The sequence below is a fragment of the Herbaspirillum sp. WTB6 genome, from assembly GCF_057457785.1.
In genome coordinates this window covers 944,512-968,836 of sequence record NZ_CP176522.1, presented here as the reverse complement: position 1 = coordinate 968,836, position 24,325 = coordinate 944,512, and the positions used below count along the sequence as shown (strand labels likewise).

Sequence of the window (24,325 nt, the reverse complement as noted above, 5' to 3'; positions counted from 1 at the left end):
GTCAGTGCTGGCAGGATGCGCTGTGCGCCGGGTCGGTCGATTCGGTAAAGAAGCGCTCCTGCATTTCCTCCAGCCCCAACTCGCGCAGCACCTCCTGCAGCCGCTCGGCCGGGCGCCGGCGCGGCAGGTCCTGGTAGCGGGCGATGATCAACTCGTTCTTCATCGCATGCTCCCAACTCACCAGTTCGGTGACGCTGACCTGGTAGCCGTGCGCTTCCAGTTGCAGGCAGCGCAGCACGTTGGTCAGGTGGCTGCCGAATTCGCGCGTGTGCAAGGGGTGGCGCCAGAGTTCGGTCAGCGTGTTCTTCGCCAGTTCACGGCCCTTGTTCTTCCGCAGCACGGCGGCCACTTCGGCCTGGCAGCAGGGCACCAGAACCACGAAGCGCGCCTTTTTTTCCAGCGCGAAACGGATCGCGTCATCGGTCGCGGTGTCGCACGCGTGCAGCGCGGTGACGATGTCGATCCGTTCCGGCAGTTGCTCCGATTCGATCGAGTCGGCGACCGACAGGTTGAGGAAGGACATGCGCGGAAAATCCAGCCGCTGTGCCAGTTCACGCGATTTGGCGACCAGTTCACCGCGGGTTTCGATGCCGTAGATATGCGAAGCGTCGGCCAGCGCCTTGAAGTACAGGTCGTACAGGATGAAGCCGAGATACGATTTGCCGGCGCCGTGATCGACCAGCCGGATGTCGGCATGCTCCTGCTTGATTTCATCCAGCAGCGGCTGGATGAACTGAACCAGGTGATTCACCTGCTTCAGCTTGCGCCGGCTGTCCTGGTTCAGCTTGCCGTCGCGCGTCAGGATGTGCAATTCCTTCAACAGTTCAATCGATTGGCCGGGTTTGATCTCGTGCTTGTCCGTCATGGGTGCTGCTTTCATGGGCGTGATGGATGGCGTTGCGGATGCCAATTATCCTCCGAATGGCAGCGGTGGCCGTAGCAGGCAACAAGCTGGTATCTTTGGCAAAAGGCACGACCATCCATCCTTTTCGAATCCATCGCCATGACCATCGCCAACCCGCGCCAGTTTTTGCTCGATCTGTACGCCACCGCCGTGGCGGCCGTCAGCGCCGAAAAATGCCTGCCGCCCTATTTGCCGCTGCCTCCGGTGAATGGCCGCGCGCTGGTGATCGGCGCCGGCAAGGGCGCAGCGGCGATGGCGCGCTCGGTCGAGCAACACTGGCCGGGCGAGCTGTCCGGGTTGGTGGTGACGCGTTACGGTCACGGCGCCGACTGCCACCGCATCGAGGTGGTGCAAGCCGCGCACCCGGTGCCGGACGAGGCGGGCCGCCACGCCGCGCGCCGCATGCTGCAGATGGTGCAGGGTCTGGGCGAAAACGACCTGGTGCTGTGCTTGATTTCGGGCGGCGGCTCGGCCTTGCTGGCCCTGCCGGCGGACGGCATCAGCTTGGAGCAAAAGCAGGCGATCAACCGCGCACTCTTGAAAAGCGGCGCCACCATCGCCGAAATCAATTGCGTGCGCAAGCACCTGTCGGCGATCAAGGGCGGGCGCCTGGCGCTGGCCTGCGCGCCGGCAAGGGTGGCGACGCTCTTGATTTCGGACGTGCCGGGCGACGACCCCGCCATCATCGCCAGCGGCCCGACCCTGCCCGATGCCAGCACCTGCGCCGAAGCGCTGGCGGTCTTGCGCAAGTATGCGATCGAGCCGCCGCCGGCGGTGCGGCGCCATCTGGAATCGCGCATCGCCGAAACGCCGAAGCCGGGTGATCCGCGCTTCGCACGCAACACCCATCATGTGGTCGCCACTGCCCAGCAGGCGCTGGAGGCGGCCGCGGCGGCGGCGCGCGCGGCCGGCGTCACGCCGCATATTTTGTCCGATGCCATCGAAGGCGAAGCGCGCGACATTGGCGGCATGCATGCGGCGCTGGCGCAACAGGTGGCGCGCCGCAACCAGCCGTTCGCGCGGCCGTGCGTGCTGCTGTCCGGCGGTGAAACCACGGTCACGGTGCGGGGCAGTGGCCGGGGCGGGCGCAATGCCGAATTCCTGCTGAGCCTGGCGCTGGCGCTGGATGGCGCGCCGGGAATCCATGCGATCGCCTGCGACACCGACGGCATCGACGGCTCGGAAGAGAACGCCGGCGCGCTGTGCCAGCCGGATTCGCTGGCGCGCGCCGGCGCGCTCGGCCTCTCCGCACGCGCGCTGCTGGAAAACAATGACGGCTACGGATTTTTCAGCGCGCTGGATGACCTGGTCGTGAGCGGGCCGACCCGCACCAACGTCAACGACTTTCGCGCGATCTTGATCCTGTAGCCGGTCGCCTCGCGGCTAAGCTCCGGCGCCGAGAATCTCGGCCAGCGCCTGCGCCAGCAGCGCGCACTGCTTGGGATTGCCGATCGAGATGCGCAGAAACTGGCGGATGCGCTCGGTGTCGAAATGGCGCACGATGATCGAGCGGGTGCGCAACGCCTTCGCCAACTCCGCGGCGTCATGCTGTGGATGCCGCACGAACAGGAAATTCGCGAGCGACGGCAGCACTTCGAAGCCGAGCGCCGCCAGCTCCCGCGCCAGTTGTTCGCGGCTGTCGATGACGGCTTGCCGGGTCTGCCGGAAATACGCTTCATCCTCGAACGCAGCGACCGCGCCGGCTTGCGCCAGCCGGTCCAGCGGATACGAGTTGAAGCTGTTCTTGACCCGTTCCAGCGCCTCGGTCAGATGCGGCTGGCCGATCGCAAAGCCGACCCGCAAGCCGGCCAGAGAGCGCGATTTGGACAGCGTCTGCACCACCAGCAGGTTCGGATGGCGCGCGACCAGCGGGATCACCGATTCGCCGCCGAAATCGATGTAGGCCTCGTCCACCACCACGACCTGTTGCGGATGGTCGCGTAGCAGCGTTTCGATCGCGGCCGGTGCCAGGCCGATGCCGGTCGGCGCATTGGGGTTCGGGAAGATGATGCCGCCGCACGGCTGGCGATAATCTTCCGCGCGGATTTCCATCCGCTCACCGAGTGGAATGCGTACGAAGTCGATCCCATACAGATTGCAGTAGACCGGGTAGAAACTGTAGGTGATGTCCGGGAACAGCACCGGCCCCTCGTGCTTCAGCAGGGCCAAAAACGCCAGCGCCAGCACTTCGTCCGAGCCGTTGCCGACGAACACCTCGTTCGGCGCGACGTGATGATAGGTCGCCAGCGCCTCTTTCAACTGGCTGGCGTTCGGGTCCGGATACAGGCGCAGCGAATCGCCGATCGTTTCCTGCAAGGCCGCCAGCACCTTGGGTGAGGGGCCGTAAGGGTTTTCATTGGTGTTCAGCTTGACCAGGTTGGTCAGCTTCGGCTGCTCGCCGGGTACGTAAGGCGTCAGATCGTGCAGCAGCGGATTCCAGAAAGTCGACATGCGGATCGATGTGAAAAGTCGGATTGAAGGGAGGGCGATGGTAACGGGCAGGCTGAACCGAAATCCCGGCGCCGCGCGCCATCTGCCCGGAGGCAGGTCGCATTATCCCAGTTGCCGCGCAGACGTGCGGCATCTCTCATATACTCCTAATGAGCATGCCGATTTCTGCCCTTATTTCGGCAGGAAAGAGAAAATACTCCACAAATATGCGCCCGTTCTCGCAGTTGGCTGTTGAGCGCACTCGGACATCGGAGTTAGTGGGGTCAGAGTTTTTTTTCGCAGTGCTTCATTGCGAAAATTACTCTGGCCCCAGTAACGGCCTACAAGAATGAGACTCCAAACTGGCAAACGGTTTCAACAGATAACCGCGGCAGAGCTCAGATATGAGCGCCACTATCAAATCAGCGTCCCCTGGATATCAAAACCCTCATGCCGCAACAGCCAGCGCTTGCGCTCCAGTCCGCCGCCGTATCCCGTCAACGCTCCGTTGCTGCCGATCACGCGATGGCAGGGGATGACGATGCTGATCGGGTTTGCGCCATTCGCCAGGCCGACCGCGCGCACCGCCTTCGGTCGCTTGATTTTCTGCGCCAGCGTGCCGTAGCTGATGGTCTGGCCCACCGGGATCGTGCGCAGAGCCGTCCATACTTCCCGTTGAAACGGCGTGCCGCCGGTGGCCACCGGGATCGCCTCGATCGCCTGCAGCTCGCCCTCCATGTAGCGTTGGATCTTGGCCGACAGGCCAGCCGGGTTGCGCGCCGGCTGCAATTCATAGCTGCCATAGTGCAGGCGTAGAAAACGATGCATGGCTTCCTCGTAATCCCAAAAATCCAGCGCCCGCAGATTTGCGCCATCCGACACCAGCAGCACCTCGCCGATCGGCGAGGCGAAACGATCGATCCAGAGTTTCATTTGCGGAGCTATCCTTTTCCGTTCGTGCGTGAGTCATTGCCGGCCGGCCGGCGCCGCCGACGCCAGGCCGGCCCACAGATGTTGCGCCGCATAGGCGCGCCAGAGCTGCCAGCCACCGGCCCGCGCCCGCAGTTCCGCCTCGCTCGGCTTGCGGCCGGCGAGCTTGCCCGCCGCGTTTTGCAAGGCTACATCACCCGCCGGAAACGCGCCCGGATGGCGCGAGGCGCGCAGCGCGATGTATTGCGCGGTGCAGTCGCCGATGCCCGAAATCCGCTTGAGCCGCCAAGGTAGGTGACTGCCGGGACAGTGCAGTCCCCAAACGCTTCTTTCTGAATCTCAGAATGGAACGGGTGTCGCAGCGTGACTATGCCAACCCCGTGGAGGCCAAAATCAATATCGCCGCCCACATCATTGGCTTCTACAATTGCCAACGTCTGCACTCAATTCTGGCAATCTGCCCTCCGTCCACGAACGGAACATGGCAGCAAAAAAACCTATCGTTGTGTCCGAATTTACTTGGCCCCCCCATACTTATTCAGCCTAGCCTTAGATCCTTGGTACCGATTCGGCGATAGATGAATATTCAGTTCAAGGATGAATGACAGTAGAATCCATAACCCCTTGATCCATTAAAAACCGGGATTCAGCGATAAAAAGATTCCGACACTTGATGGCTTGTCGGCGGCTGACTTCCAACCGCCGCCCGTCTAATCAAGGATCGGCGCGGGAGACGAGCCGGGGCGAGGGCGGAGGGGCGTCCTTGACCAGGCGGAAGCCCAGATGGGACATGGGACTGTAGGGATCGGAGCCACGCCGCGCGCTTGGCCGGTACGACAGGCAGTAGGATTCGTTGCACAGGAAGGAGCCGCCGCGAATCACCCGCTTCGGGGCATTTGCCGGCACTCCGGGTTCCGACGGATCGAAGGCATCGGACGGTCCCTGCGGATCGTTGATTGGTTTCTTGCCGAGGCGTGCCTGCATCGCGAAATAGTCGGCCCGATACCAGTCGGCCACCCATTGCCAGGCATTGCCGGTCATGTCGTACAGGCCATAGCCGTTGGGCGGAAAGCTTGTTGCCGGCATGGTGCCGGTAGCTCCGCCGGCCCGCGGACTGACCACCGGGAACGGTTGCTGTCGCGTATCCCAGTAATTGGCCTGCATCTTGCCATCAGGCAGCAGTTGGTCACCCCAGGCGTAGGTGGCCTGTTCCAACCCGCCGCGCGCCGCGTATTCCCATTCCGCTTCGGTGGGCAGGCGCTTACCCGCCCATTTGGCATAGGCCAGTACGTCTTCATGGCTGACCTGAACCACCGGATGGTCGCCCTTGCCCTCGATCGAGCTGTCCGGCCCCTGCGGATGGCGCCAATCCGCGCCCGGCACGTAGCGCCACCACTGCGAGTAGTCGGCGAGGTTGACGCGCGTGCCGGTGCCGACGAATACCATGCCGCCCGGGAGCAGCACGTCATCGGGCGGCTTCGGCACGCCGGGCGGCAACTGTACACGGATGGTTTCCCAGTCGGGTTTTTTCTCGGCGGTGGTGACGTAGCCCGTCTGCCGCACGAATCCGGCGAACTGGTCGTTAGTGACGTGGGTGACGTCCATCCAGAAGCCGCGTACCCCGACCGGATGCATGGGACGCTCGCTAGGCTGGGCCAGCTTGCTGTCGCTGCCCATCAGGAACACGCCGGGCGGGATCCACGCCATGCCCTTGGGCGTGGAAATACCGTCTCCGATTCTTACCGTCGGAGTTGGCATCGGCGGCGGCTGCCGCGGCCATGGGAGCCAGCCTAGCCAGCCCAGTGCCGCACCCGCAGCCGCCATTCCGACCGCCACGCCGCCGAGCAGCAGTCGGCGGCGCGGTTCAGTAGACGCCATAGGACTTCCCGCAAGTCTTGCCGAGGTTGTTCTGAACGATGTCGCCGTCGACCGTATTGGTCAGCCCATCGAAGACCTTGTTGACCATGAAGTCGTAGACGCTGGACAGCCCCCAATTCTTGGCGATCCGGCCCCAGTTCGCCAGGTCTTCCGCATTCACCACGCCGTCCCGGTTACCGTCGCCGGGGCAGTCGGGGTTGGAAGCCAGCATGCGGTCGAGCTTGGCGCGCAGGTCGTCGTAAACGGCCCGTATTTCCGGTGTCGCCGCCGGTAGCAGATTGCGGTCGGCCGTGTCGAGCAGGGGAACAGGCTTTGCCTGATTGACTTCATACAGCTCCTCGGTGACCGTGGTGCCGATGACATCCGTGGCCGGATCGTAGGTCTGCATGGTGTTTTCGATCAGCTTGTATTTGTCGTTGCGGATGGCCGTCGAGATTTCCGGCAGGATAGTGAAGGGGGGCTTGCTGGCGCGGTGGAGCGCCTGGTTGACGGCGCCGCAGCTCGGATAGCCCTTGCCGCCATTGTCGATCACGGAACCATCGCTATACCCGGAGCCCCACCAGACGCCCTGGTTGTCCTCGCAAACGCTCTTGCTGATCGGGATCTGGGTACAACTGGTGTTCACCACGCAGGGGCCGTTGCGGGCGCCGTTCGCCTGCTGGTTGAACCCGCCCATGGTGAAGTTGATGGTGCGCAGGCTGGGCTGCTCCGGATTGGTCAAGTAGGGCAGGATGCCGACCGAATCGACGGTGCGCGGCACCGCCTTATGGACGTCGATGCCGGCCAGTTCGCCGAAGAACTGGAACAGATCGACCGTGTTGACCATGTGGCCGACCTCGCGGTCCGGCTGCACCACCTGCGGCCCCGCGATGATCAGGGGATCCCATACCCCGGTCTGGTAGGCGGTGCCCTTGGCCCGGTCGGCCTGGAACGGCAGCTTGACCGCCGAGCCTAGCGTCCCGTTGTCGCCGACGATCACGATCACCGTGTTGCTCGCCTTCGGATCGTAGAGCAGGCGGCCATCATCGGCACGGCGGGCGAGCCCGGTCTGCACCAGCAGCCGGCCGAACTCGGCGTCCATGGCTTCGGTCATCTTGTCCTGGATCAGCCGCCCGCTGCCGGTAGCGGTGCAGTCCCACGTGTCCGAGGCCGGGCCGTTGCGGCTCAGCAGGCTGCCGGGCGGCTGCTGCCAAGGCGTATGGGCAGCGCTGTAGCTGACCGTCGCCATCCACGGCCGGTTCGGCGCGCGGGATTTGATCCAGCCGATCGCGGCGTCGGTTTCGATCCGGGTGCGGTGGCCGCGGGCGCGGGAGTCGGTGAACGGCACCTCCTGCACCTTGCCGCCGTCGAGGATGACTAGCGGCGACACGTAATGGCCGTTCTCGCGCTGGAAGGCGAGCGTGGATGGCGCTGAGCCGCAGGCCTGGTCCGGCACGAAGATGCCGCCGGCGTCCAGGCATTGCAGGCCGGCTGCATCCTGCGACGGCAAAGTGCGGCTGATCACCGTGCAGCTATTGTCGGCGCGATAGCAGGCGCCGGTGTCGGTGCCGCCGGCCAGTTTGCCCGGAACGAAGCCGCAGGCATGGGTTTTCGGAGGCGCGACGCCGCCGGCCGTGGTATCGATGGAGCTGGGTAGGCCGCCGATCCAGCCGTAGAAGTAATCCCAGCCCAGCACGCTCGGGGTGGTGTGGCCCGCCTCGTTGTTTTCGGGCCCGGCCAAATGGAACTTGCCGAACATCCCGCTTTCATAATTGGCCTGCTTGAGCAGTTTCGGCGCGGTCATGTCATACGGAGAAATCTGGGCGTTGGCGACGTCGTTCGGGCCAATTGCCTGATAGATCTGGGTCCGAAACGGATAGCGGCCAAGGAAGAAGGCGGCGCGCCCCGGCGAACATTCGGGCATCGACCAGGTATTGCGGAAACGCACGCCCGCGGCCGCGACGGCGTCCATGTTCGGCATGTTCGGCCCGGTGGCGCCGCCGTAGCCGAAGGATGCCATCTGGTCGATGCCGACGTCGTCCATGACCACGAAGAGAATGTTGGGCGGCTGATCCTTGACGGGAGCCGGGCTACTGCTACTGCCGCAGGAAGTCAGAGTCAGTACGGCGCAGGCCGTCGCGAACAGGGCGGGAAGCGTCTTGTGCAAAGGTATTCTCCTTGTCGGCAGCGACGCCGATTCAGGCAGAAGAGCCCCGAAGCCTCCATACTGGAAAACGCCCCTTGTCTCCTGCTGAAATTGTTATAAAAATTGCGATTGGGCAATGATCCTAACAGGTTTTCCCGTGCCGGCCACAGAATGATCGATCGGGGCAGCCGTTAGCTGTGGGTTCAGCCATTATGTGGGTCAATTTTCGGTCGGTAGATACGACGATTACAATGAGTCGCACCCGCACAAGGGCTTGAAGATGAAATCCCCACGGGAGTTCATCCGTGCCCAATTAGTCGCAGGGTGTCCGATTTAATAGGGGCAACTCCATGCAAGCACATCGGCGATTCGTGGCGCACATAGACATCCTCGGTATGCGAGCGATGGTTAGTCGAAATCCAGAGATGGCGTGGAATGTCCTTTCCGGCCTGGCCAACGTCCGAGATCACCTCGGCAAGTTGCAACTCACGCATATCGGTACGGCGCGTCAGAACATGCTCCTTGAAAGCGTATTCAGTGTCATGTTCTCGGACACGATTGTTTTGTTCACCAAAACTGAGTCCGATGAAGACCTTCAGGCCATTCTCATAGCTGCCGCCGAAACGCTGCATAAAGCTATGTGTGCTTTCGTTCCTGTTCGTATAGGTGTTGCCAGCGGCCAGTTCTTCTTCAACATCGAGGAATCGTTGTATTCAGGGCCGGCTCTCATCGAAGCGTATGAAAAGGGTGAGTCAGCGCAGTGGCTTGGCGTTGTCACAACCGAAGCTGTCTACAAGCAGTCCGTCCGAGCAAACTTCAGGTCAGGCACGAATGACGTTATCCCGGCCAGCATTCCTACGAAGAACGGAGTTGTTCCTGGGTATGCCATGAACTGGGTCGCCAGCTACCGACACGATTTCAAAGTCAAGCCGCCAATCTCAACCGAGCTCTTTTATTCTCAGTTCGAGCATGCGTTTGGCCCATTAGCGGAACTCCCGGAGAACGAACGGATGAAATACGTGAACACCACGAATTTCATCAACGAGCTTCTCGTAGAAATCTAACCAGTTATTGCACTGGACGGCCTACGGCCGCCAGTGAGCTCCAACGTTAGAGCGCAAACAGTGATGACTACGGAAAGCCAGAATGATTCCGCCAACGCTCTTCGCCTTGTGGCCGATCTATAGGCCTTGCTGCTTGCGCAGGGGGAGCGAAATCGGGTTCGAGGTGTGTCAGAAATCGGTGCCTTGCTGCAAGCTGGTGACATGGCGAGCGCCGCACCCTCATACAAGGTCATGCTCGCTGGAAACGGAAGCTTCAGCGATTTCTATATTCATGCGGGCGAACTCGACGAGCGTCGGCGACTCAATACGCCGCTTGATCAGTTGCGAAACCAACCATGGGCCGCTCTCGGTTTATGAGTGCCTGCGTAAAAATGCTCTCTAGCCCGAGTTGCAGCGAACGGCTTCGCCGCCGCTGAGCTTGAACGTTGAGTGTCTGCTTTTGCAAAGCACGGGTGACCGCTAAGGGTTGCGGAAGTAGTCCTTGCCAAACTTCCGGGATCGACAAGAAGCGAACGTTTATCAGCCGCTGCGCTGTATACTCCGGGTCTTTCTGCCGTATCTGACCCTACCATGCCCAATCCCGATCCCAATCCCAATCTGCCGATTCATGAAGACCGCCTCTGGCAGGATGGCGGCTGGACGGCGCGAATCATCAAGAACGAAGATGACGAAGGCTGGGCGGTCGCCATGTTCAAGGATGGCGAATCGGAACCTGCGCTGGTGGGGCCGTGGACCATGGGCCGCGACAAGAAGAATCCCAAGCCGCTTGACGCCAATGCCTTTTCCACGCTGGTCAAGACCGCGTCCGAGGTGTTGCGGCGGCATGAGCAGCAGCTGTACGCGGCGCTCAACAAGAGTGTGACGATCACGCTCGATGACGCGGCGGTCACCTTCACGCTCAACATCGTGCCGGATGACTATGAACCGTACGCTGTGCTCAAGGCGATCGATGAACAAGGGAGTGAGATCGCCCGCAAGCGGGTGGAACCGAATTTCAACCTGACGCGCGCAAGTGCGGCTGCCTGGGCTGACAAGAGTTTTGGCCGTTAAGCCAGCGGCGCGATCGGCAGCCCCTTCCGGGCGGTCCAGCTCGGGCAGTGCCCGGCGCTAATCGCCCATAAGCGGCCGCAGATATCAGACCGCGAATTCCGATCTTTCTCGACCGCCGATCACCGCTGCCGCTTCAACCGACAGGATGCAACGGGACCGAGTCGAAAGCCCGGACCGTCCGCTGGCGGTGGACGATCCGGCCCTTGATTCCGATGCGCGCTGTTGCACGCTCAGTTTTTCGCCAGCTTGGTGCCGAAAAACCCGGTCACGAATTCCAGCGACTGTTTTGCCGCCGCCTCGTTGCGCTGGTGGGTGACGAAGCCGCCGCGTCCCTTGTAGGCCGCGCCGTCGTGGTAATTCTTGTACTCGGAGTCCCAGCCGTGCGTGGCGTCCGGATAGACCGTCAAGCTGACCTGCTGGCGCGCATTGTCGGGCAAGGCGTCGACGAATTTCTGGCAGGTGTCGGGGTCATCGTAGGCGTCCTTTTCGCCGGCAAGGATATGCACCGGAGCGCCGGTCAGTTTCTGGTAGGTGCCCTGCTTGTAGACCGGATTCTTCCCTTCGATAGTGGCCAGATGCGCCCAGCACACCGGGTAGAGCGGCACATGCGCGCCGAACTTGTACTTGCCGCCGGTGTATTGCTGGGTCAATTCCTCCGACGCCGAAAACATCGACAGCAGGCCGCCGTGCGAGAAGCCGGTGATGCCGATCCGGGTCGGGTCGATTTCCGGTCGATTTGCCAGATAGGCCAGCGCGCCATAGGTGTGCGGCAGGTTCATCTGCGAGGTCTTCGGACGGCCGCCGCGCGCAAACAGGTTCAGCTCCAGCGTCGCGATGCCGGCCTTGTTCAGCGCCGCCACGTAGGGCGTCCGGGTCGGATCTTCAAAGCCGCCGGAACTGTGGATCACGACCACTGCCGGCAGTTTCTCGCCGCGTGGCGCCGGCAGCGTCAGCACGCCCTTGACCGGCGTGCTGCCGTCGATCAGGGTGCCGGCTTCAAACGAGACACTTTCCTTGGTTGGCGTATCCTGCGCGGTGGCGTACCCCAGTGCCAGGATGCCGGTCAGGAAAATGGCGCCGGCCAGGGAGGAGTTTCTGTTTTTCATGATTCCTCTCGACAAGTGGTGGAAGCCAGAAGCTAGCAAAATCCGGGGAAAATTGCATCACCTATTTGGGGGAGTGCCATCGCTGCGATGGGTGGCCTGCGGAGACTCGATTGCGGCGCTGACAATTGTGTCTTGGCGCCGGCCGGCAAAAATCCGGAGTAGTCCGTCGGGCTTTATCGCACCGCCTGCGCCGGTCCAGGCACGTTCGGCTTATGCGCTTGGTACAGCGTGCCGCTCTTCGCCTGGAAATCATTCCTGCCGTTCGATCACCCTGCCAATGGTTGCCAACATCCGCTCGCTCACCGGCCGCCGTTCCCATTCCCGCAGGTCGATTGCACAACTTTCTTTCAGGTCACGCTCGAAATCCGCCGCCAGCCGGCCGGCAATATTGCGGTCCATGATCGCCAGATTGACTTCGTCGTTCAACCCGAAGGAGCGGTTGTCGAAATTGGTGGAACCGACCACAGACCACAGGTGATCGACGATCAGAATCTTCGCGTGAACCATGCCCGGCTGGTATTCGTGGATGGCGATGCCGCCGGCGAGCAGCTCGCCGTACAGGCGCCGGCTGGCGTAGCGGGCCATCAAGTGGTTGTTGTATTTCCCCGGGACGATGACGCTGACCTTGACGCCGCGCGCGGCGGCCTTCAGCAACTCTCGCCGCATCGCGCGGTCCGGCAGGAAATAGGGGGAATTGATGCGGATCTCGGTCCGCGCCGCCGCGATCAGCAACTGGAACAGGACGCGCGCTCGTGTGGCGCGTCCCGCCGACGGGCTGCTGCCGGCAACCAGGCTCAGGCGCTCGCCCGCCACCGTGGGTTGCTCGAATCGGTTCCCGATTGGGAACACCGCCTCGTCGGCCAGCACTTCGCCGCTGCTCTCCAGCCAGTTTTCCAGGAAAACCGATTGCACCGCCGCCGCCGCGGGGCCGTCGACGCGCACTACCGTGTCGCGCCATGGCGGCAAGCCTTTCTCGCCCTGATCCCATGCGGTGGCGATGCCGGCGCCGCCGATGAAGGCGGAGGTGCCGTCGACGATCATCAACTCGCGGTGCGTGCGGTTGTTGAAGCGCTTCAGCGTGTACCAGCGAATCGGTTGATACCACGCCACATCGCCGCCGGCCGCACGCAAGCGGTCGAAGAAACGATCCGGCGTCAGCATGCTGCCGACCGCATCGACGATCACGCGCACCTTGACGCCGGCCCGGGCGCGCTCGGCCAGCGCGCCGACAAAGCGCTCGCCGATCGGCGTCGCGTGAAAGATGAAGGCTTCCAGGTGGATCGAGGTTTTCGCGTTCGTGATCGCCGCCAGTTCGGCCGGGTAGAAAACCGCGCCATTTCTCAACACCTCGCAGTCGCGAATTTCAAGCAGCGGCTCGTCGATCACGGCCGCCAGCAAGGGTGAAAAATTCTCGGAATCCGGCGCCGGCAATTCGAAGCCGATTTGGTAGGCAAGGCCCGGCTCGAACAGCACGAGGAAGAGCAGCACGCCCAAAACGCCGAGCGCAAGCAGGGCGGCCAGGTCGAAATAGTTGATCTCCATCGAGCTTGCCTTTCACGCGCGGGCGGAAGGAAAGTCAGGCGGCGCTGTTCGCGGTCGCGGGGTCCATGCGGGCGACCAAGCGAACCATCGGGCGGGCAGGAATGAAACCGGATGCGGACTGTCTGACTGCCTCAGGCTACCGAAGCTGGTGGCCGTTGCCAAGCGGGGAAATCAAATGGGTGTTGCCACTGCGTCCGCTTGCGACGAGGGCGCGATTCGGGGCGGCGCGGCCGACGCGCCGTGCAGCGCCGCAGCCCGCCCCTGGATTCTGGCGGCAACGATATTGGCGTCGAGCATGGTCTTCATCGACGGTACCGTCGCCAACGTGGCGCTGCCGGCGCTGCAGCGCGAGTTCGGGGCGACGGCGGCGCAGGTGCAATGGGTGATCGAGTCGTATGCGTTGTTCCTGGCGGCACTGTTGCTGGCCGGCGGCAGCGCCGGCGACCGCTTCGGCCGGCGCCGCGTCTTCGCGCTCGGCGTGGTACTGTTCGCAGTCGCTTCGGCCTGGTGCAGCCTGGTCGGCAGCATTGAGCAATTGATCTGGGCCAGGGCGGTTCAGGGTGTCGGCGGCGCCTTGCTGGTGCCGGGCAGCCTGGCCCTGATCAGTGCGTCTTTCCAGGAAGATATCCGGGGCCAGGCAATCGGCACCTGGTCCGGCTGGACCGCAATTACCGCGGCGCTGGGGCCGGTCATTGGCGGCTTCGTGATCGAACACTGGTCGTGGCGCTACGCATTCCTGATCAACCTTCCGCTGGCGGTTGTCGTGCTGCTGCTTGCCTTCCGCTTCATTCCCGAGAGCCGCAGCGGCCATGTCAAAGCCCGCCTCGACTGGGCGGGCGCGGCGACGGCCAGTGCCGGCCTGGGCGCGCTGGTGTTCGGCTTGATCGAATCGTCCGCGAGCGGATGGGGCAACCCTTGGGTGATCGGCGCGCTGCCGCTGGCCGCAGTGGCCTTGGCCGCATTTGTCCTGGTGGAGAAGCGGCATCCGGCGCCGCTGCTGCCGCTGGCGTTGTTCGGTTCGCGCGATTTCAGCGGTGCCAACCTGCTGACGCTGCTGCTGTACGCGGCGCTGGGCGGCAGCCTGTATTTTGTTCCGCTCAACTTGATCCAGGTGCAGGGCTATTCGGCGCTGGAAGCGGGGGCGGCCCTGCTGCCCTTCATCCTGACCATGTTCCTGCTGTCGCGCTGGGCGGGTGGACTGGTCGCCGAATACGGTGCGAAGCGGCCGCTGGTGATCGGGCCGGCGCTTGCGGCGCTTGGCTTTGCCTTGTTCGCGCTGCCCGCAACCGGCGGTAGCTATTGGACGACTTTCTTCCCGGCCGTGCTGGTGCTGGGATTCGGCATGGCGATCAGCGTCGCGCCGTTGACTACGACGGTGATGAATGCGCTGGACGGAAGCCTGGCGGGCGTCGCTTCCGGCGTCAACAATGCGGTGTCGCGCGTCGCCGCGCTGCTGGCGGTCGCGGTTTTCGGGATCGTCATGAGCGTGGCCTTCAAACATACGCTGGCCGCCGACTTGCACGCCGCGCCTGTGGTCATGCAGCAAGTGCGCGCGCAACAGGACAAGCTGGCGGCAATCGCGATCCCTGCAGCGGCGAGCGAGCCGGAACGGGCGGCGATCAAGGCCGCCGTCGCCGCTTCGTTCGTGGCCGGATTCCGTTGGGTGATGATACTGTCGGCGCTGCTGGCACTGGCCAGTTCGCTGACCGCGTGGTGGATGATCGGTCATTGAGGCGTCGTGGAGCGCATGGCGTCGGCGAACTGCTCCAGTTCATCGGCTGCCAGATCGGATATCGCCCAGTAGCTCATGCCGTTCTTACTCCAGTGGACCAGATGATAGCCATGGACCGATCGAGCATGCGCCTCTGCGTCGCTCTCGGTGCCGGGCCATGCGTAGAGATTGATCGGGTGCCGGCTGTGTCGATAGATCAGCGCCGCCACCGGCCGGCCGCCGAGATAATCGAGCCGCCCGCCTTCCAGCGCAAAGCCCTGCGGCGCCAGATCGACGACCGGCGGCGAAAAATCCAGCTTCCCATTGAACCAGGGTTTGACGGTGTGGCGGTCGCTCGACGCCACATCGGCCAGATGATCGACCTGGAGCGAGCGAACATGGCTGGCGACGATTTCTTCCGCCAGCCTGTCCTGGGCGGACGGCAGGCTGGAATACAAGCCGATGCTCCAGGCCAGCGCCAGCAGCATTGCCAGTCCGGCGGCGACGTTGAACCAGTTGAAACCCTGAAACTTCGGGTGCGCGGCATCCGGGTTGTCCTGTGGCAGTGCGGCCTGTACGCGGGCGGCCAGGCTTGGCGGTGCGTGGAAGTAGCTGGCCTCCTTTTGCAGCCGCGCGCTCAGGCCGCTTTGCTCGGCGTAGGCCTGCCGGCATTCGGCGCAGGCACCAAGGTGGCGTTCGACGGTGATCGCCTCCGATATGCCCAGTTCACGATCCAGGTAGGCAGGGAGCAATTCCAGTATTTCCTGATGGTTCATCGTCCCTCCTGCTGCGCCGGCGCAAGAAGTTTCGCCAGCAGTTTGCGGCCGCGCCCGAGGCGCGACATGACGGTGCCGATCGGAATGCCCGCAATCTCGGCGATCTGCTTGTACGAGAGAGCTTCCAGTTCGCGCATTACCAGCACTTCCCGGAACTCGAGCGGCAAGGATTCCAGCGCTTCTTGCAGTTGGCGCTGGTTGTCTTTGCGCAGCAGCAAAATTTCCGGATTGTTGTCGGTGTGCTGCATGCCGCTGGCGGCATCGGTGGTTTCCAAACTGTGCAGCGCCTCGTCGAACGAGGTGTGCTGTTTCCGCGCGCGATTTTCCTGGCACCAGGTATAGAAAGTATGGCGCACGATGGTCAGCAGCCAGGCGCGCGCATCTTCCCCGTGAAAGCCGTCGAAGAACTTGAACGCGCGCAAGCATGCTTCCTGCGCCACGTCTTCCGCATCAGCCGGGCTGCGGGTCAGCCAGCAGGCGAGATTGAATGCCGAACTCAAATGTGGTAGCACGATCGCTTCAAAGCGCTTCCTGTTTTTCGGGTCGATCATGCACGCCTTCCCGGGTTATTACAGCAAGACCACTGATGCGGAAATTTTATTCCCGAATCTATTCCAGAATTTATCCCGGAATAAGCGGCCGGGTCGGGAATAAATCGGTGCGGCGGGCGGTATGAGGGTATGGGTAGACGTCGATCAGGTAACCGACCTTATTCCGGAGGTGCTCATGGACAACATCATCAGCAGGCGCAGTTTTCTCAGGTTGGCCGGTGTTGGCGGCGCCGTCTTCGTTTCCGGCTTGAGCGGCTGGCCCGGCGCCGCCGCGAAGGCGGGAGCGGACTACGAGGATTTCTTTTTCGTTCAGTTGTCCGATTCCCATTGGGGTTTCGAAGGACCGCCGAATCCGGATGCACGGGGCACGTTGAAGAAAGCCGTCGCGGCGGTGAACGGTCTGGAGCAGGCGCCGGACTTCATCGTGTTCACCGGCGACCTGACGCACACCACCGACGACCCGCAGGAACGCCGCAAGCGGCTGGCGGAATTCCGGGATATCGTGGCCGGCCTCGCGGTGAAGGATATCCACTTCATACCGGGCGAGCATGACGCCTCGCTGGATCATGGCCAGGCCTATCAGGAATTCTTCGGCAAAACGCACTACACGTTCGATCACAAAGGAGTGCATTTCATTACGCTCGACAACGTGTCCGACCCCGGCGGCAGCATCGGCGAAGAGCAACTCGCCTGGCTCGCCGCGGATCTGCAGGAACAGCCGGAGGACGCGCGGATTGTCGTCTTTGCGCATCGGCCGCTGTTCGACCTGTATCCGCAATGGGATTGGGCGACGCGCGACGGCGCCAAGGCAGTCGATTTGCTGATGCCGCATGCCAATGTCACGGTGTTCTACGGCCACATTCACCAGCAAAATCACCACATGACCAGGCATATCGCCCATCACTCGGCGAAGTCGCTGATCTATCCGCTGCCGGCGCCGGGCTCGCAGCCGAAGCGCACGCCTTTGCCGTGGGATGACGCTCATCCCTATCGCGGCCTCGGGTTCCGCGAAGTGGGGGCCATGGCGCGCAAGGCGGAATACGCGGTGCTCGAACTGCCGGTGCAGAAGGGGGTGTCATGAACGTCAACCGTAACGTCAACCACCGGCGCCGCCTGCTGCTGTTCGGCGCGGCGGCGGGTGGGCTGGGCGGGTTGGCTGCGCTGGCGGTGACGGCCGATGCGCAACCGCAGGAGCGCATCGTCAAGGTGGTGGCGAAGAAATTCGACTTTACGCCGGCCGAGATTCGCCTGGAAAAAGGCGTGCCGGTGGTGCTGGAGTTGACGACGCTGGATGTCGTCATGGGCTTCAATGCGCCGGACTTCGGGGTGCGCTCCGACATCTTGCCGGGAGCGGTGGCGCGGGTTCGCTTCACCCCGGACAAGGCAGGCGAGTTTCCATTTCACTGCGATATATTTTGCGGCTCCGGTCATGAAAACATGGCCGGCGTCATTGTGGTCGGTTGACGCGCCGGGACTGCAAGGGAGGGCGGCAATGCCAGTGCCTTGCTTGGTCAGTGGGTGGGTTATTTCAGCGGCATCGCTTGCAGATAGGCGGCGACGTTTTCCATGTTCTCCGGCGTCAGCGAATGGGCAACGCCTTTCATGATCTCGCCTGCCGGCCGTTGCTCGGTGCGCTGGAAAACCTTCAGCTGCTTGACCAGATAGTCCGCATGCTGGCCGGCCAGGCGCGGAAATTGCTGGTTGCCCTGGGCGTTGGCCCCATGACAGGCGGCGCAAGCGGGCACGTTGCTGGCCGGGACTCCTTTTTCAAAGACCGTCTGGCCTTCGCTGATGCGCGCGGCGTTTGCCGGCGCGCCGGCAACGGGTTGCTGGGCAGCATAGTAAGCGGCAAGATCCTTGATCTGTTCATCGGTCAGATGTGCGCTCAAGCCCCACATGTATTCAAAGCCGGCGGGGTCGGAGCGGTTGTGGCTGCGGAATGATTTCAATTGCGCGACAAAATAGACTTCCTGTTGTGCGGCCAGGTTCGGGAAGTTCGGCGAAACCGAGGTTCCGGCGACTCCGTGGCAATTCGAGCACACCTGCAATGCGATCGTCTTGCCGGATACATTCGGATCGCCGAGCGAACGCGAGCGCTCCGGCGAGGTACAGCCGGAACCGAGCGCCGCCAGTAGCGGCATCAAGATGAGCAGAATCTTTTTCATTGCGATCTCCGGTCGATGCCCTGTTCCGATGGTGCAAGCGATATTTTCCTCACAGGCGGCGTAGCAAACTCACGCCTTCAGTACGCTGCCCACAGATAGAGGAAGAGGGTGTTGTTGTCGCTGGCGTTGCGGCCCGCGCCGTCATAGTTGGTGGAGGCGCCGTTGAAGCGGTCGAATTTGAAGTATTGCAAGCCGACTCGCATGTATTGAACCGGAGTCCAGAACAGCTCGGGTATCCAGCCGCGGGTGTCGGGATTGTTCGTCAGGCTGCCGCTGATCGGAATTGGAATCGTCGTTCCGGTGCCGGTTCCGTCATCTTGCAGCCCTGGGTAGAGGGTCGCGTCGGACGATCCGGTGGTGCTGAAATAGCTGAGGCTGGCGCCATATTTCGCGCGATAGATATAGCTGCCTTTCAGCTTGAACTGGTTGAGCGTGTTGGATCCGTTGGCGGCGATGCCGGTGACATCGCCGCCGCTGATGTTTTCCCGGATGTAACTCACCTGCGCAGTCACGGTGTGCGGGTCGAGGATGTACTGGTATTGGGCATCGATGCCGCGGTCGCGGAAGCGGGTAGTGGGGCCGTTCGGGACGGCCGGGTCGGGATAAACGTCGGCCGTCATGCCGAACAAGCCGATCATCGCGCTGTGCGGACCCCATTCGTGGTTGAGAGCAACCCGCAGATAGGGATTGGCGCCCTTCAAGCGATTGCCGATGTCGTTGCCTTGTGACAGCAGGGAAAACGCCCCGGTGGCAGCCCGATACGCGGCCAGTTCCGCGTACACCATCTTGTTCCAGAAAACATACGCCCCAATGCCGGCGCTCTGCTGTCCAAGCTGGCTGATCATCGGCGCCGCGCTCGGGCCGGTGAAGCCGAATGTGGTCGGCACGTATTGCACCCAGGCCGGTGCCGTATTCCAGACGTCGGCGACCGACGGGTTGTTGTTCAGGCTGAAGCCGAAAATCAGATCCCGCTTGTCGTCGATGAAGCGATCGGCATAGCGCACGTCGATATTGTCGGCATGGGATTGTCCGTTCCATGCCAGGGTATCCGGATTCTGGTTCGCATAGTTATCGTAGGTGACCTGGGCGAACAGGCCCAGATTGTCGGTGACCTTCCCGGCCAGGAAGAGGCTGCCGGTCTGGAACAGCGCCACCGCATCCTTGGGAAAATCGACCGACGGCGTATCGCTGATGGTATTGCGCGTTCTGGTGTAGCTGGCCAGCGCCATCACCGATAGCGGCACATTGTTGCGCTCGCCGATGGTGTAGCCGGTGAGTTTGAACAGCCGGCCATACGGAGAGAGCTCGGGAAACTGGCCGCCGGCGTGGCACGCCACGCAGTTCTGGCCGGTCTGCCGCGCGAAGACCGGGAGCGCCTGTGCGGCGAGTGGAGCCAGCAGCGCCAATAGTGCCAATATCCAGCGGCCGGTGCGGCGTGCGAATAGGAAGGTGGGGCGGCCATTGGATGGGTGCATGTTGCGTCTCCTTTGTGACTCGGTGTTCACTTGTTGCCTGTGTCAGTGACCGCACCGACTGCAATCTCAAATTCTTTCCGGCACCGCAAACATGTCCCTGACGCCCGGCCATTCCCTGCAAAAAACGCTCGGGGCTGCACTCTTTGCCCCCATCTTCGAGAAAATCCTACGGCACAAAAGAAGGTTGCCGTTCATAATTTCCTGCCTATTGACTTCAATCAATGATGGTATTGAAGGCAACAAAAAAACAACGAATATGCCTGGTTAAAAAAGAAGAACCTGGGGGGCGGTTTCAAAGACGAAGTGCAACACCGATCAACGGAAGGAGGGCGAGATGCGCTAGCATTCGAACCCTTTGACCAGCCAGTCGAAAGTTGCCGAATATGCGCTATACGCACCTCACCCGAGACGAACGATACCAAATTCACGAACTGCAGGCAGACGATCATTCAGTCAGCGAGATTGCGCGCCGGCTGGGGCGGCATCGCTCGACGATCAGTCGCGAACTGCGGCGCAACCGGGGCGTGCATCAATGGCGGCCTGGCCAGGCACACGATAAAGCCTTGGCACGGCAACAGAACAGTCGTAATGCGAGCCGGGTTGCCGACGCCGCCTGGTTGGCGGTTCAGGCCTATATCCGCCTGGACCTGTCGCCCGAACAAGCGATCCACCGCCTGACGCTGGAACGGGGCAGCCCGATCGGCATCAGTCATGAGAGCGTCTATCAACGGATCTACGCCGATCGGCGTGGCGGCGGCGATTTGATCCGGCACTTGCGCAGCCAGAAACCCCGGCGCCAGCGCCACGGCAGCGGCCGGCGGCGTCGGGGAATCCTGCCGGGCCGGATCGGCATCGAGCATCGTCCCCTGATGGTCGAGCAACGCCTGCGGCTGGGCGATTGGGAAGGCGACACCGTGATTGGCAAAGGCCAGCAAGGGGTGCTGGTGACGCTGGTGGAACGGCGGTCGCGCTTCACCCTGGCCGCCCCAGCCAACAGCAAGCAGGCCGAGGGCGTGGGTGCGGTGGTGGTCGATTTGCTCAGCCCGCATCGGCGGGTGTGCCACACCATCACCTTCGACAACGGATCGGAATTCGCCGACCACGCCTTGATCAGTGCCCGCCTGCGGGCCGATGTCTACTTTGCCCGCCCCTATCATTCCTGGGAGCGCGGCCTGAATGAAAACACCAATGGCTTGCTCCGGCAGTATTTCCCGAAGAACACCAATCTGAAAACCGTCAGCCAGCAAGCGCTCCAGGCCGCCGTCGACAAACTCAACCACCGCCCCCGCAAATGCCTTGGTTACAGAACCCCGCATGAGGTCTTTTACAACCTTGCTACACTTCCTCTGGATTTAGCCTATGTTGCACTTCGTGTTTGAAACCGCGGGGAAATGTAGGCCAGTATGCAATTAAAAACTATATTTTTAGAGCGGTATTGATGCACAATTGACGGAGTATCTGCTGATGGACGCTATTTTTTGGCGCTCTTGGCGACGACGCTCCCGATCCCCGGTGCTTATGCGAATATCAGGGAGTCCCCACCTGGAGCTTGCCTGTCCGGGACTCCCGCGAGCGCCGCGGAAATCGGGGCCGGAGCGGGGCGGCGCGGCGCGCATCGCCCCTTCAATTTTTCGGAAACCAGCCATGCCGCAAACCGTCGAGAAGAATCAGCCTGGAGCAAGCCAGACGGCGCCGGCCGAACATCTCGACGTCCTGATCGTCGGTGCCGGTCTGTCCGGGATTTGTGCCGCTTACTACCTGCAGGCGCGCTTGCCGCAAAAGCGGTTCGCGATACTGGAAGGGCGCGATGCGATTGGCGGAACCTGGGACCTGTTCCGATATCCTGGAGTGCGCTCGGATTCGGACATGTTCACGCTCGGCTACAGCTTTCGCCGTTGGCGCAGTGACAAATCGATTGCCGACGGCGCTGCCATTCGCGAATACATCCGGGGCGTGGCCAGCGATTTCGGCATCGAAGAAAAAATCCGGTTTCGCCATCGCGTGCTCCAGGCCGCATGGTCGTCGTCCGACGCACTCTGGTCGGTGGAGGTGGAGACTGGCGGCGAGGCACCAACGCGTTTCACCTGCAACTTTCTCTTCATGTGCAGCGGCTACTATGACTATGCAAACGGCCACCTGCCGTCGTGGCCCGGCATGGAGGATTTTGCCGGGAAAATGATTCACCCGCAGCACTGGCCGAGCGACCTGGATTATGAAAACCGGCGCGTGGTCGTGATCGGCAGCGGCGCCACGGCGGTGACGCTGGTGCCGGCGCTGGCCGAGAAGGCGGCCCAGGTGACGCTGCTGCAGCGCTCGCCCACCTATGTGGTGGCGCGCCCGTCGAGCGACAGGCTGGCGTTCTGGCTGCAGCAGGGCTTGCCCGGAAACCTGGCGCACAAACTGGTGCGATGGAAAAATATCTTGCTGGGCATCGGTTTTTTCAGCCTCGCGCGGCGCAAGCCGGCCCTGGCCAGACGCGTGATCCTGAAAGGCGTGCAGATGCACCTGGGGCCGGATTTCGATGTCGCGCGCCATTTCACGCCCACCTACAACCCGTGGGAGCAGCGTCTGTGCCTGGTGCCGGATGCCGATCTTTTCAAGGCGATACGATCGGGAACCGCGTCCATCGTGACCGATGAAATCGACTCGTTCACCGCGACCGGACTGAAGCTCCGTTCGGGAAAGCATCTCGACGCCGACCTGATCGTGACTGCCACCGGACTGACGGTGCGGCTGTTTGGCGGCATGAAAATCATCGTCGATGGGGTAACGAAGGATATTGCCGAAGCGCTCTCCTACAAGGGGATGATGTTCTCCGGGATTCCCAATTTTGCCTCTGTGTTTGGCTACACTAACGCGTCATGGACGTTGAAATGCGAACTGACCGTGAAATATGTCTGCCGGTTGTTGCAATATATGGATGAGCACGGATTTGATACATGCGTGCCATCCCGGCCGACGGAACGCATTGCCGAACTTCCGGCGCTGGACTTCAGTTCCGGGTATGTCCTCCGGGCGAACCAGGTGTTGCCAAAGCAAGGCGCGAAGAGGCCCTGGAAGGTCTATCAAAATTACTTCCTGGATCTGATGGCGATGAAGTTTTCTGCCGTGAACGATGGCGTCTTGCGGTTCGGGCATCGAACTGCCCAGGCACGCGATGCCTGATGAGGCAATCGGGAGGTTTACCTTTCCGGCGTGACAGAATCGGTTACGTCAAACTGACTGGATACCCATGAATGTATTGCTGATGCTGCTCGGTACTGTTTTGCTGGCCGTCCTCGTGCTGGCGGCTTTTACGGCCTTCACCGCCGCACAAATAGAAAAGGGCTTCGCGCCGAACGGCAAGTTCGTCGAGGTCAACGGCACCCGGATTCACTATCTCGATCAAGGGCAGGGGCCGGTGCTGCTGATGATCCATGGCTTGAGCGGCCAGCTGCGGCATTTCTCGCATTCGCTGATGGAGCACCTGACTGACGAGTTTCGCGTGGTGCTGATCGACCGCCCAGGCTGCGGCCATTCCGAGCGCCTGGCCAGCGGCTCGGCCGGCATCCGGGCGCAGGGCGAATTGGTTGCGCAATTCATCCAGGCCCTGGAGCTTGGCCGTCCCCTTTTGGTCGGCCATTCGCTGGGCGGCGCGGTGGCGCTGTCGGTGGCGCTGGATCACCCCGAATGCATCGGCGGCCTGGCGCTGATTGCGCCGCTGACCCACGTGCAGGAGCGCGTGCCCAGCGTATTTGCGGCGCTGGCGATCCGGTCGAAATTGCTGCGCTGGATATTCAGCCGGACCCTGCTGATTCCGTTCGCCATTCTGACGAAGGATGAAACCCTTAAGCTGGTTTTCGGGCCCGAGACGGCGCCGGCCGACTTTCCGACTGCCGGTGGCGGCTTGATGAGCCTGCGTCCCGACGCCTACCGCGCAGCGTCCGACAATTTGCTGAACGTCGGCGCCGACCTGCCCGGACTGGTCGAGCGCTACCGTTCGCTGTCGCTGCCGATCGGGATCCTGTATGGCGATGCAGATCGCATCCTCGACTGGCAAAAACACGGCGCTTCCATGCGCGACAAGGTGGACGGCTTGCAGCTGGAAGTCGTCCCCGGAGCCGGCCACATGTTGCCGCTGACGAAGCCCGCGGCCAGCGCCCGCTTCATCCGCTCGGTGGCCGTCGCCAGCTTCGCCAGAGCCTGAGTTCCTTCATCCCCATCCGCTTTCAGGAGACCGTCATGTCCGTCAATGCACTTGCCGCCTGGCACCACGTGGTGCAATCCCGCAATCCGAAGGAACTCGACTCGCTGCTGTCCGAGCACGTCGTTTTCCATTCGCCGGTGGTGCACACGCCGCAGGTCGGCAAGGCGATCACCATGCAGTACCTGGCGGCCGCGCTGCATGTGTTCGGCAACGAGTCGTTCCGCTACGTACGCGAAGTCGCCGACAGCCATGACGCGGTGCTCGAATTCCAGGTCGAGATCGACGGCATCAGCGTGAACGGGGTGGACATGATCCGGTGGGACGACGCCGGGCAGATCGTCGACTTCAAGGTGATGCTGCGCTCGCTGAAGGCGGTCAACCTGATCCATCAGAAAATGGCGGCGCTGCTGCAGGCGAATCGGTAACGCAGGA

The 24,325-nt window shown here is 62.3% G+C and carries 22 protein-coding genes; 10 read left to right on the top strand and 12 right to left on the bottom strand.

Translation table 11 applies throughout. The features are described 5' to 3' along the window. Window position 1: 1 nt before the first annotated feature. Window positions 2-865: a class I SAM-dependent methyltransferase gene (locus tag ACK2VC_RS04435; RefSeq protein ID WP_486732387.1), complete on the bottom strand. Its 864-nt coding sequence runs from the start codon at window positions 863-865 to the stop codon at window positions 2-4. A 138-nt stretch (window positions 866-1,003) separates the two neighbouring features. Between ACK2VC_RS04435 and ACK2VC_RS04430 the strand changes: the two genes are divergently transcribed. After that, on the top strand, window positions 1,004-2,272 hold the full coding sequence (locus tag ACK2VC_RS04430; RefSeq protein ID WP_486732386.1) for a glycerate kinase type-2 family protein: 1,269 nt from the start codon (window positions 1,004-1,006) through the stop codon (window positions 2,270-2,272). Between the two features lie 15 nt (window positions 2,273-2,287). Here the strand turns inward: ACK2VC_RS04430 and hisC are convergent, their stop codons facing one another. The 5 genes from hisC to ACK2VC_RS04405 form a co-directional block, all read right to left on the bottom strand. Next, the gene (gene hisC / locus ACK2VC_RS04425) at window positions 2,288-3,355 is read right to left on the bottom strand and encodes a histidinol-phosphate transaminase (RefSeq protein ID WP_486732385.1); all 1,068 of its coding nucleotides are present in this window, start codon (window positions 3,353-3,355) and stop codon (window positions 2,288-2,290) included. A gap of 396 nt (window positions 3,356-3,751) precedes the next feature. Next, window positions 3,752-4,267 carry a methylated-DNA--[protein]-cysteine S-methyltransferase gene (ogt, locus tag ACK2VC_RS04420; protein ID WP_486732384.1) on the bottom strand — a complete coding sequence of 172 codons (516 nt, stop codon included), beginning with the start codon at window positions 4,265-4,267 and terminating at the stop codon, window positions 3,752-3,754. Window positions 4,268-4,300: 33 nt separating this feature from the next. Continuing rightward, window positions 4,301-4,450, bottom strand: a complete 150-nt coding sequence (locus tag ACK2VC_RS04415) for a hypothetical protein (RefSeq protein ID WP_486732383.1) — start codon at window positions 4,448-4,450, stop codon at window positions 4,301-4,303. 528 nt (window positions 4,451-4,978) lie between these two features. Continuing rightward, window positions 4,979-6,142 carry a formylglycine-generating enzyme family protein gene (locus tag ACK2VC_RS04410; RefSeq protein ID WP_486732382.1) on the bottom strand — a complete coding sequence of 388 codons (1,164 nt, stop codon included), beginning with the start codon at window positions 6,140-6,142 and terminating at the stop codon, window positions 4,979-4,981. Then, on the bottom strand, window positions 6,129-8,288 hold the full coding sequence (locus ACK2VC_RS04405; protein ID WP_486732381.1) for a sulfatase-like hydrolase/transferase: 2,160 nt from the start codon (window positions 8,286-8,288) through the stop codon (window positions 6,129-6,131). The genes ACK2VC_RS04410 and ACK2VC_RS04405 overlap by 14 nt, the downstream gene beginning before the upstream one ends. Window positions 8,289-8,617: 329 nt before the next feature. Between ACK2VC_RS04405 and ACK2VC_RS04400 the strand changes: the two genes are divergently transcribed. Beyond that, window positions 8,618-9,331 carry a hypothetical protein gene (locus ACK2VC_RS04400; RefSeq protein ID WP_486732380.1) on the top strand — a complete coding sequence of 238 codons (714 nt, stop codon included), beginning with the start codon at window positions 8,618-8,620 and terminating at the stop codon, window positions 9,329-9,331. Between the two features lie 570 nt (window positions 9,332-9,901). Beyond that, a complete protein-coding gene (locus tag ACK2VC_RS04395) occupies window positions 9,902-10,381 on the top strand; it encodes a hypothetical protein (protein ID WP_486732379.1) in 480 nt (159 codons plus the stop codon). A 230-nt stretch (window positions 10,382-10,611) separates the two neighbouring features. Here the strand turns inward: ACK2VC_RS04395 and ACK2VC_RS04390 are convergent, their stop codons facing one another. Together ACK2VC_RS04390 and ACK2VC_RS04385 are read right to left on the bottom strand one after the other, a co-directional pair. Further along, window positions 10,612-11,487: a dienelactone hydrolase family protein gene (locus ACK2VC_RS04390; protein ID WP_486732378.1), complete on the bottom strand. Its 876-nt coding sequence runs from the start codon at window positions 11,485-11,487 to the stop codon at window positions 10,612-10,614. A gap of 249 nt (window positions 11,488-11,736) precedes the next feature. Next, on the bottom strand, window positions 11,737-13,029 hold the full coding sequence (locus ACK2VC_RS04385; RefSeq protein ID WP_486732377.1) for a phospholipase D-like domain-containing protein: 1,293 nt from the start codon (window positions 13,027-13,029) through the stop codon (window positions 11,737-11,739). Between the two features lie 175 nt (window positions 13,030-13,204). On the opposite strand from ACK2VC_RS04385, the gene ACK2VC_RS04380 reads away from it, so the two are divergent. After that, window positions 13,205-14,761: an MFS transporter gene (locus tag ACK2VC_RS04380; RefSeq protein ID WP_486732376.1), complete on the top strand. Its 1,557-nt coding sequence runs from the start codon at window positions 13,205-13,207 to the stop codon at window positions 14,759-14,761. Here the strand turns inward: ACK2VC_RS04380 and ACK2VC_RS04375 are convergent. Both ACK2VC_RS04375 and ACK2VC_RS04370 read right to left on the bottom strand, forming a co-directional pair. Beyond that, window positions 14,755-15,516, bottom strand: coding sequence for an anti-sigma factor family protein (locus ACK2VC_RS04375; RefSeq protein ID WP_486732375.1), 762 nt, complete (start codon window positions 15,514-15,516; stop codon window positions 14,755-14,757). The genes ACK2VC_RS04380 and ACK2VC_RS04375 overlap by 7 nt on opposite strands. Then, window positions 15,513-16,067: a sigma-70 family RNA polymerase sigma factor gene (locus ACK2VC_RS04370; RefSeq protein WP_486732374.1), complete on the bottom strand. Its 555-nt coding sequence runs from the start codon at window positions 16,065-16,067 to the stop codon at window positions 15,513-15,515. Before ACK2VC_RS04370 ends, ACK2VC_RS04375 begins: the two co-directional genes overlap by 4 nt. Window positions 16,068-16,242: 175 nt before the next feature. On the opposite strand from ACK2VC_RS04370, the gene ACK2VC_RS04365 reads away from it, so the two are divergent. Then, window positions 16,243-17,148 (top strand): metallophosphoesterase family protein, encoded by a 906-nt coding sequence (locus tag ACK2VC_RS04365; RefSeq protein ID WP_486732373.1) that lies wholly within the window; start codon window positions 16,243-16,245, stop codon window positions 17,146-17,148. Continuing rightward, window positions 17,145-17,531, top strand: a complete 387-nt coding sequence (locus ACK2VC_RS04360; protein ID WP_486732372.1) for a cupredoxin domain-containing protein — start codon at window positions 17,145-17,147, stop codon at window positions 17,529-17,531. Before ACK2VC_RS04365 ends, ACK2VC_RS04360 begins: the two co-directional genes overlap by 4 nt. Window positions 17,532-17,590: 59 nt before the next feature. On the opposite strand, the gene ACK2VC_RS04355 is transcribed toward ACK2VC_RS04360, so the two are convergent. Then, window positions 17,591-18,232 carry a c-type cytochrome gene (locus tag ACK2VC_RS04355; protein WP_486732371.1) on the bottom strand — a complete coding sequence of 214 codons (642 nt, stop codon included), beginning with the start codon at window positions 18,230-18,232 and terminating at the stop codon, window positions 17,591-17,593. 77 nt (window positions 18,233-18,309) lie between these two features. Next, window positions 18,310-19,707 (bottom strand): cytochrome C, encoded by a 1,398-nt coding sequence (locus ACK2VC_RS04350; RefSeq protein WP_486732370.1) that lies wholly within the window; start codon window positions 19,705-19,707, stop codon window positions 18,310-18,312. A gap of 383 nt (window positions 19,708-20,090) precedes the next feature. Between ACK2VC_RS04350 and ACK2VC_RS04345 the strand changes: the two genes are divergently transcribed. The 4 genes from ACK2VC_RS04345 to ACK2VC_RS04330 all read left to right on the top strand — a co-directional run bounded on the left by ACK2VC_RS04345 (window position 20,091) and on the right by ACK2VC_RS04330 (window position 24,318). Then, window positions 20,091-21,086, top strand: a complete 996-nt coding sequence (locus ACK2VC_RS04345) for an IS30 family transposase (RefSeq protein WP_486730009.1) — start codon at window positions 20,091-20,093, stop codon at window positions 21,084-21,086. A 265-nt stretch (window positions 21,087-21,351) separates the two neighbouring features. Then, complete coding sequence (locus tag ACK2VC_RS04340) at window positions 21,352-22,872, top strand: flavin-containing monooxygenase (RefSeq protein WP_486732369.1); 1,521 nt, start codon at window positions 21,352-21,354, stop codon at window positions 22,870-22,872. A 67-nt stretch (window positions 22,873-22,939) separates the two neighbouring features. After that, window positions 22,940-23,893: an alpha/beta fold hydrolase gene (locus ACK2VC_RS04335; RefSeq protein ID WP_486732368.1), complete on the top strand. Its 954-nt coding sequence runs from the start codon at window positions 22,940-22,942 to the stop codon at window positions 23,891-23,893. Window positions 23,894-23,928: 35 nt separating this feature from the next. Beyond that, window positions 23,929-24,318 (top strand): nuclear transport factor 2 family protein, encoded by a 390-nt coding sequence (locus ACK2VC_RS04330; protein WP_486732367.1) that lies wholly within the window; start codon window positions 23,929-23,931, stop codon window positions 24,316-24,318. Window positions 24,319-24,325: the final 7 nt, after the last annotated feature.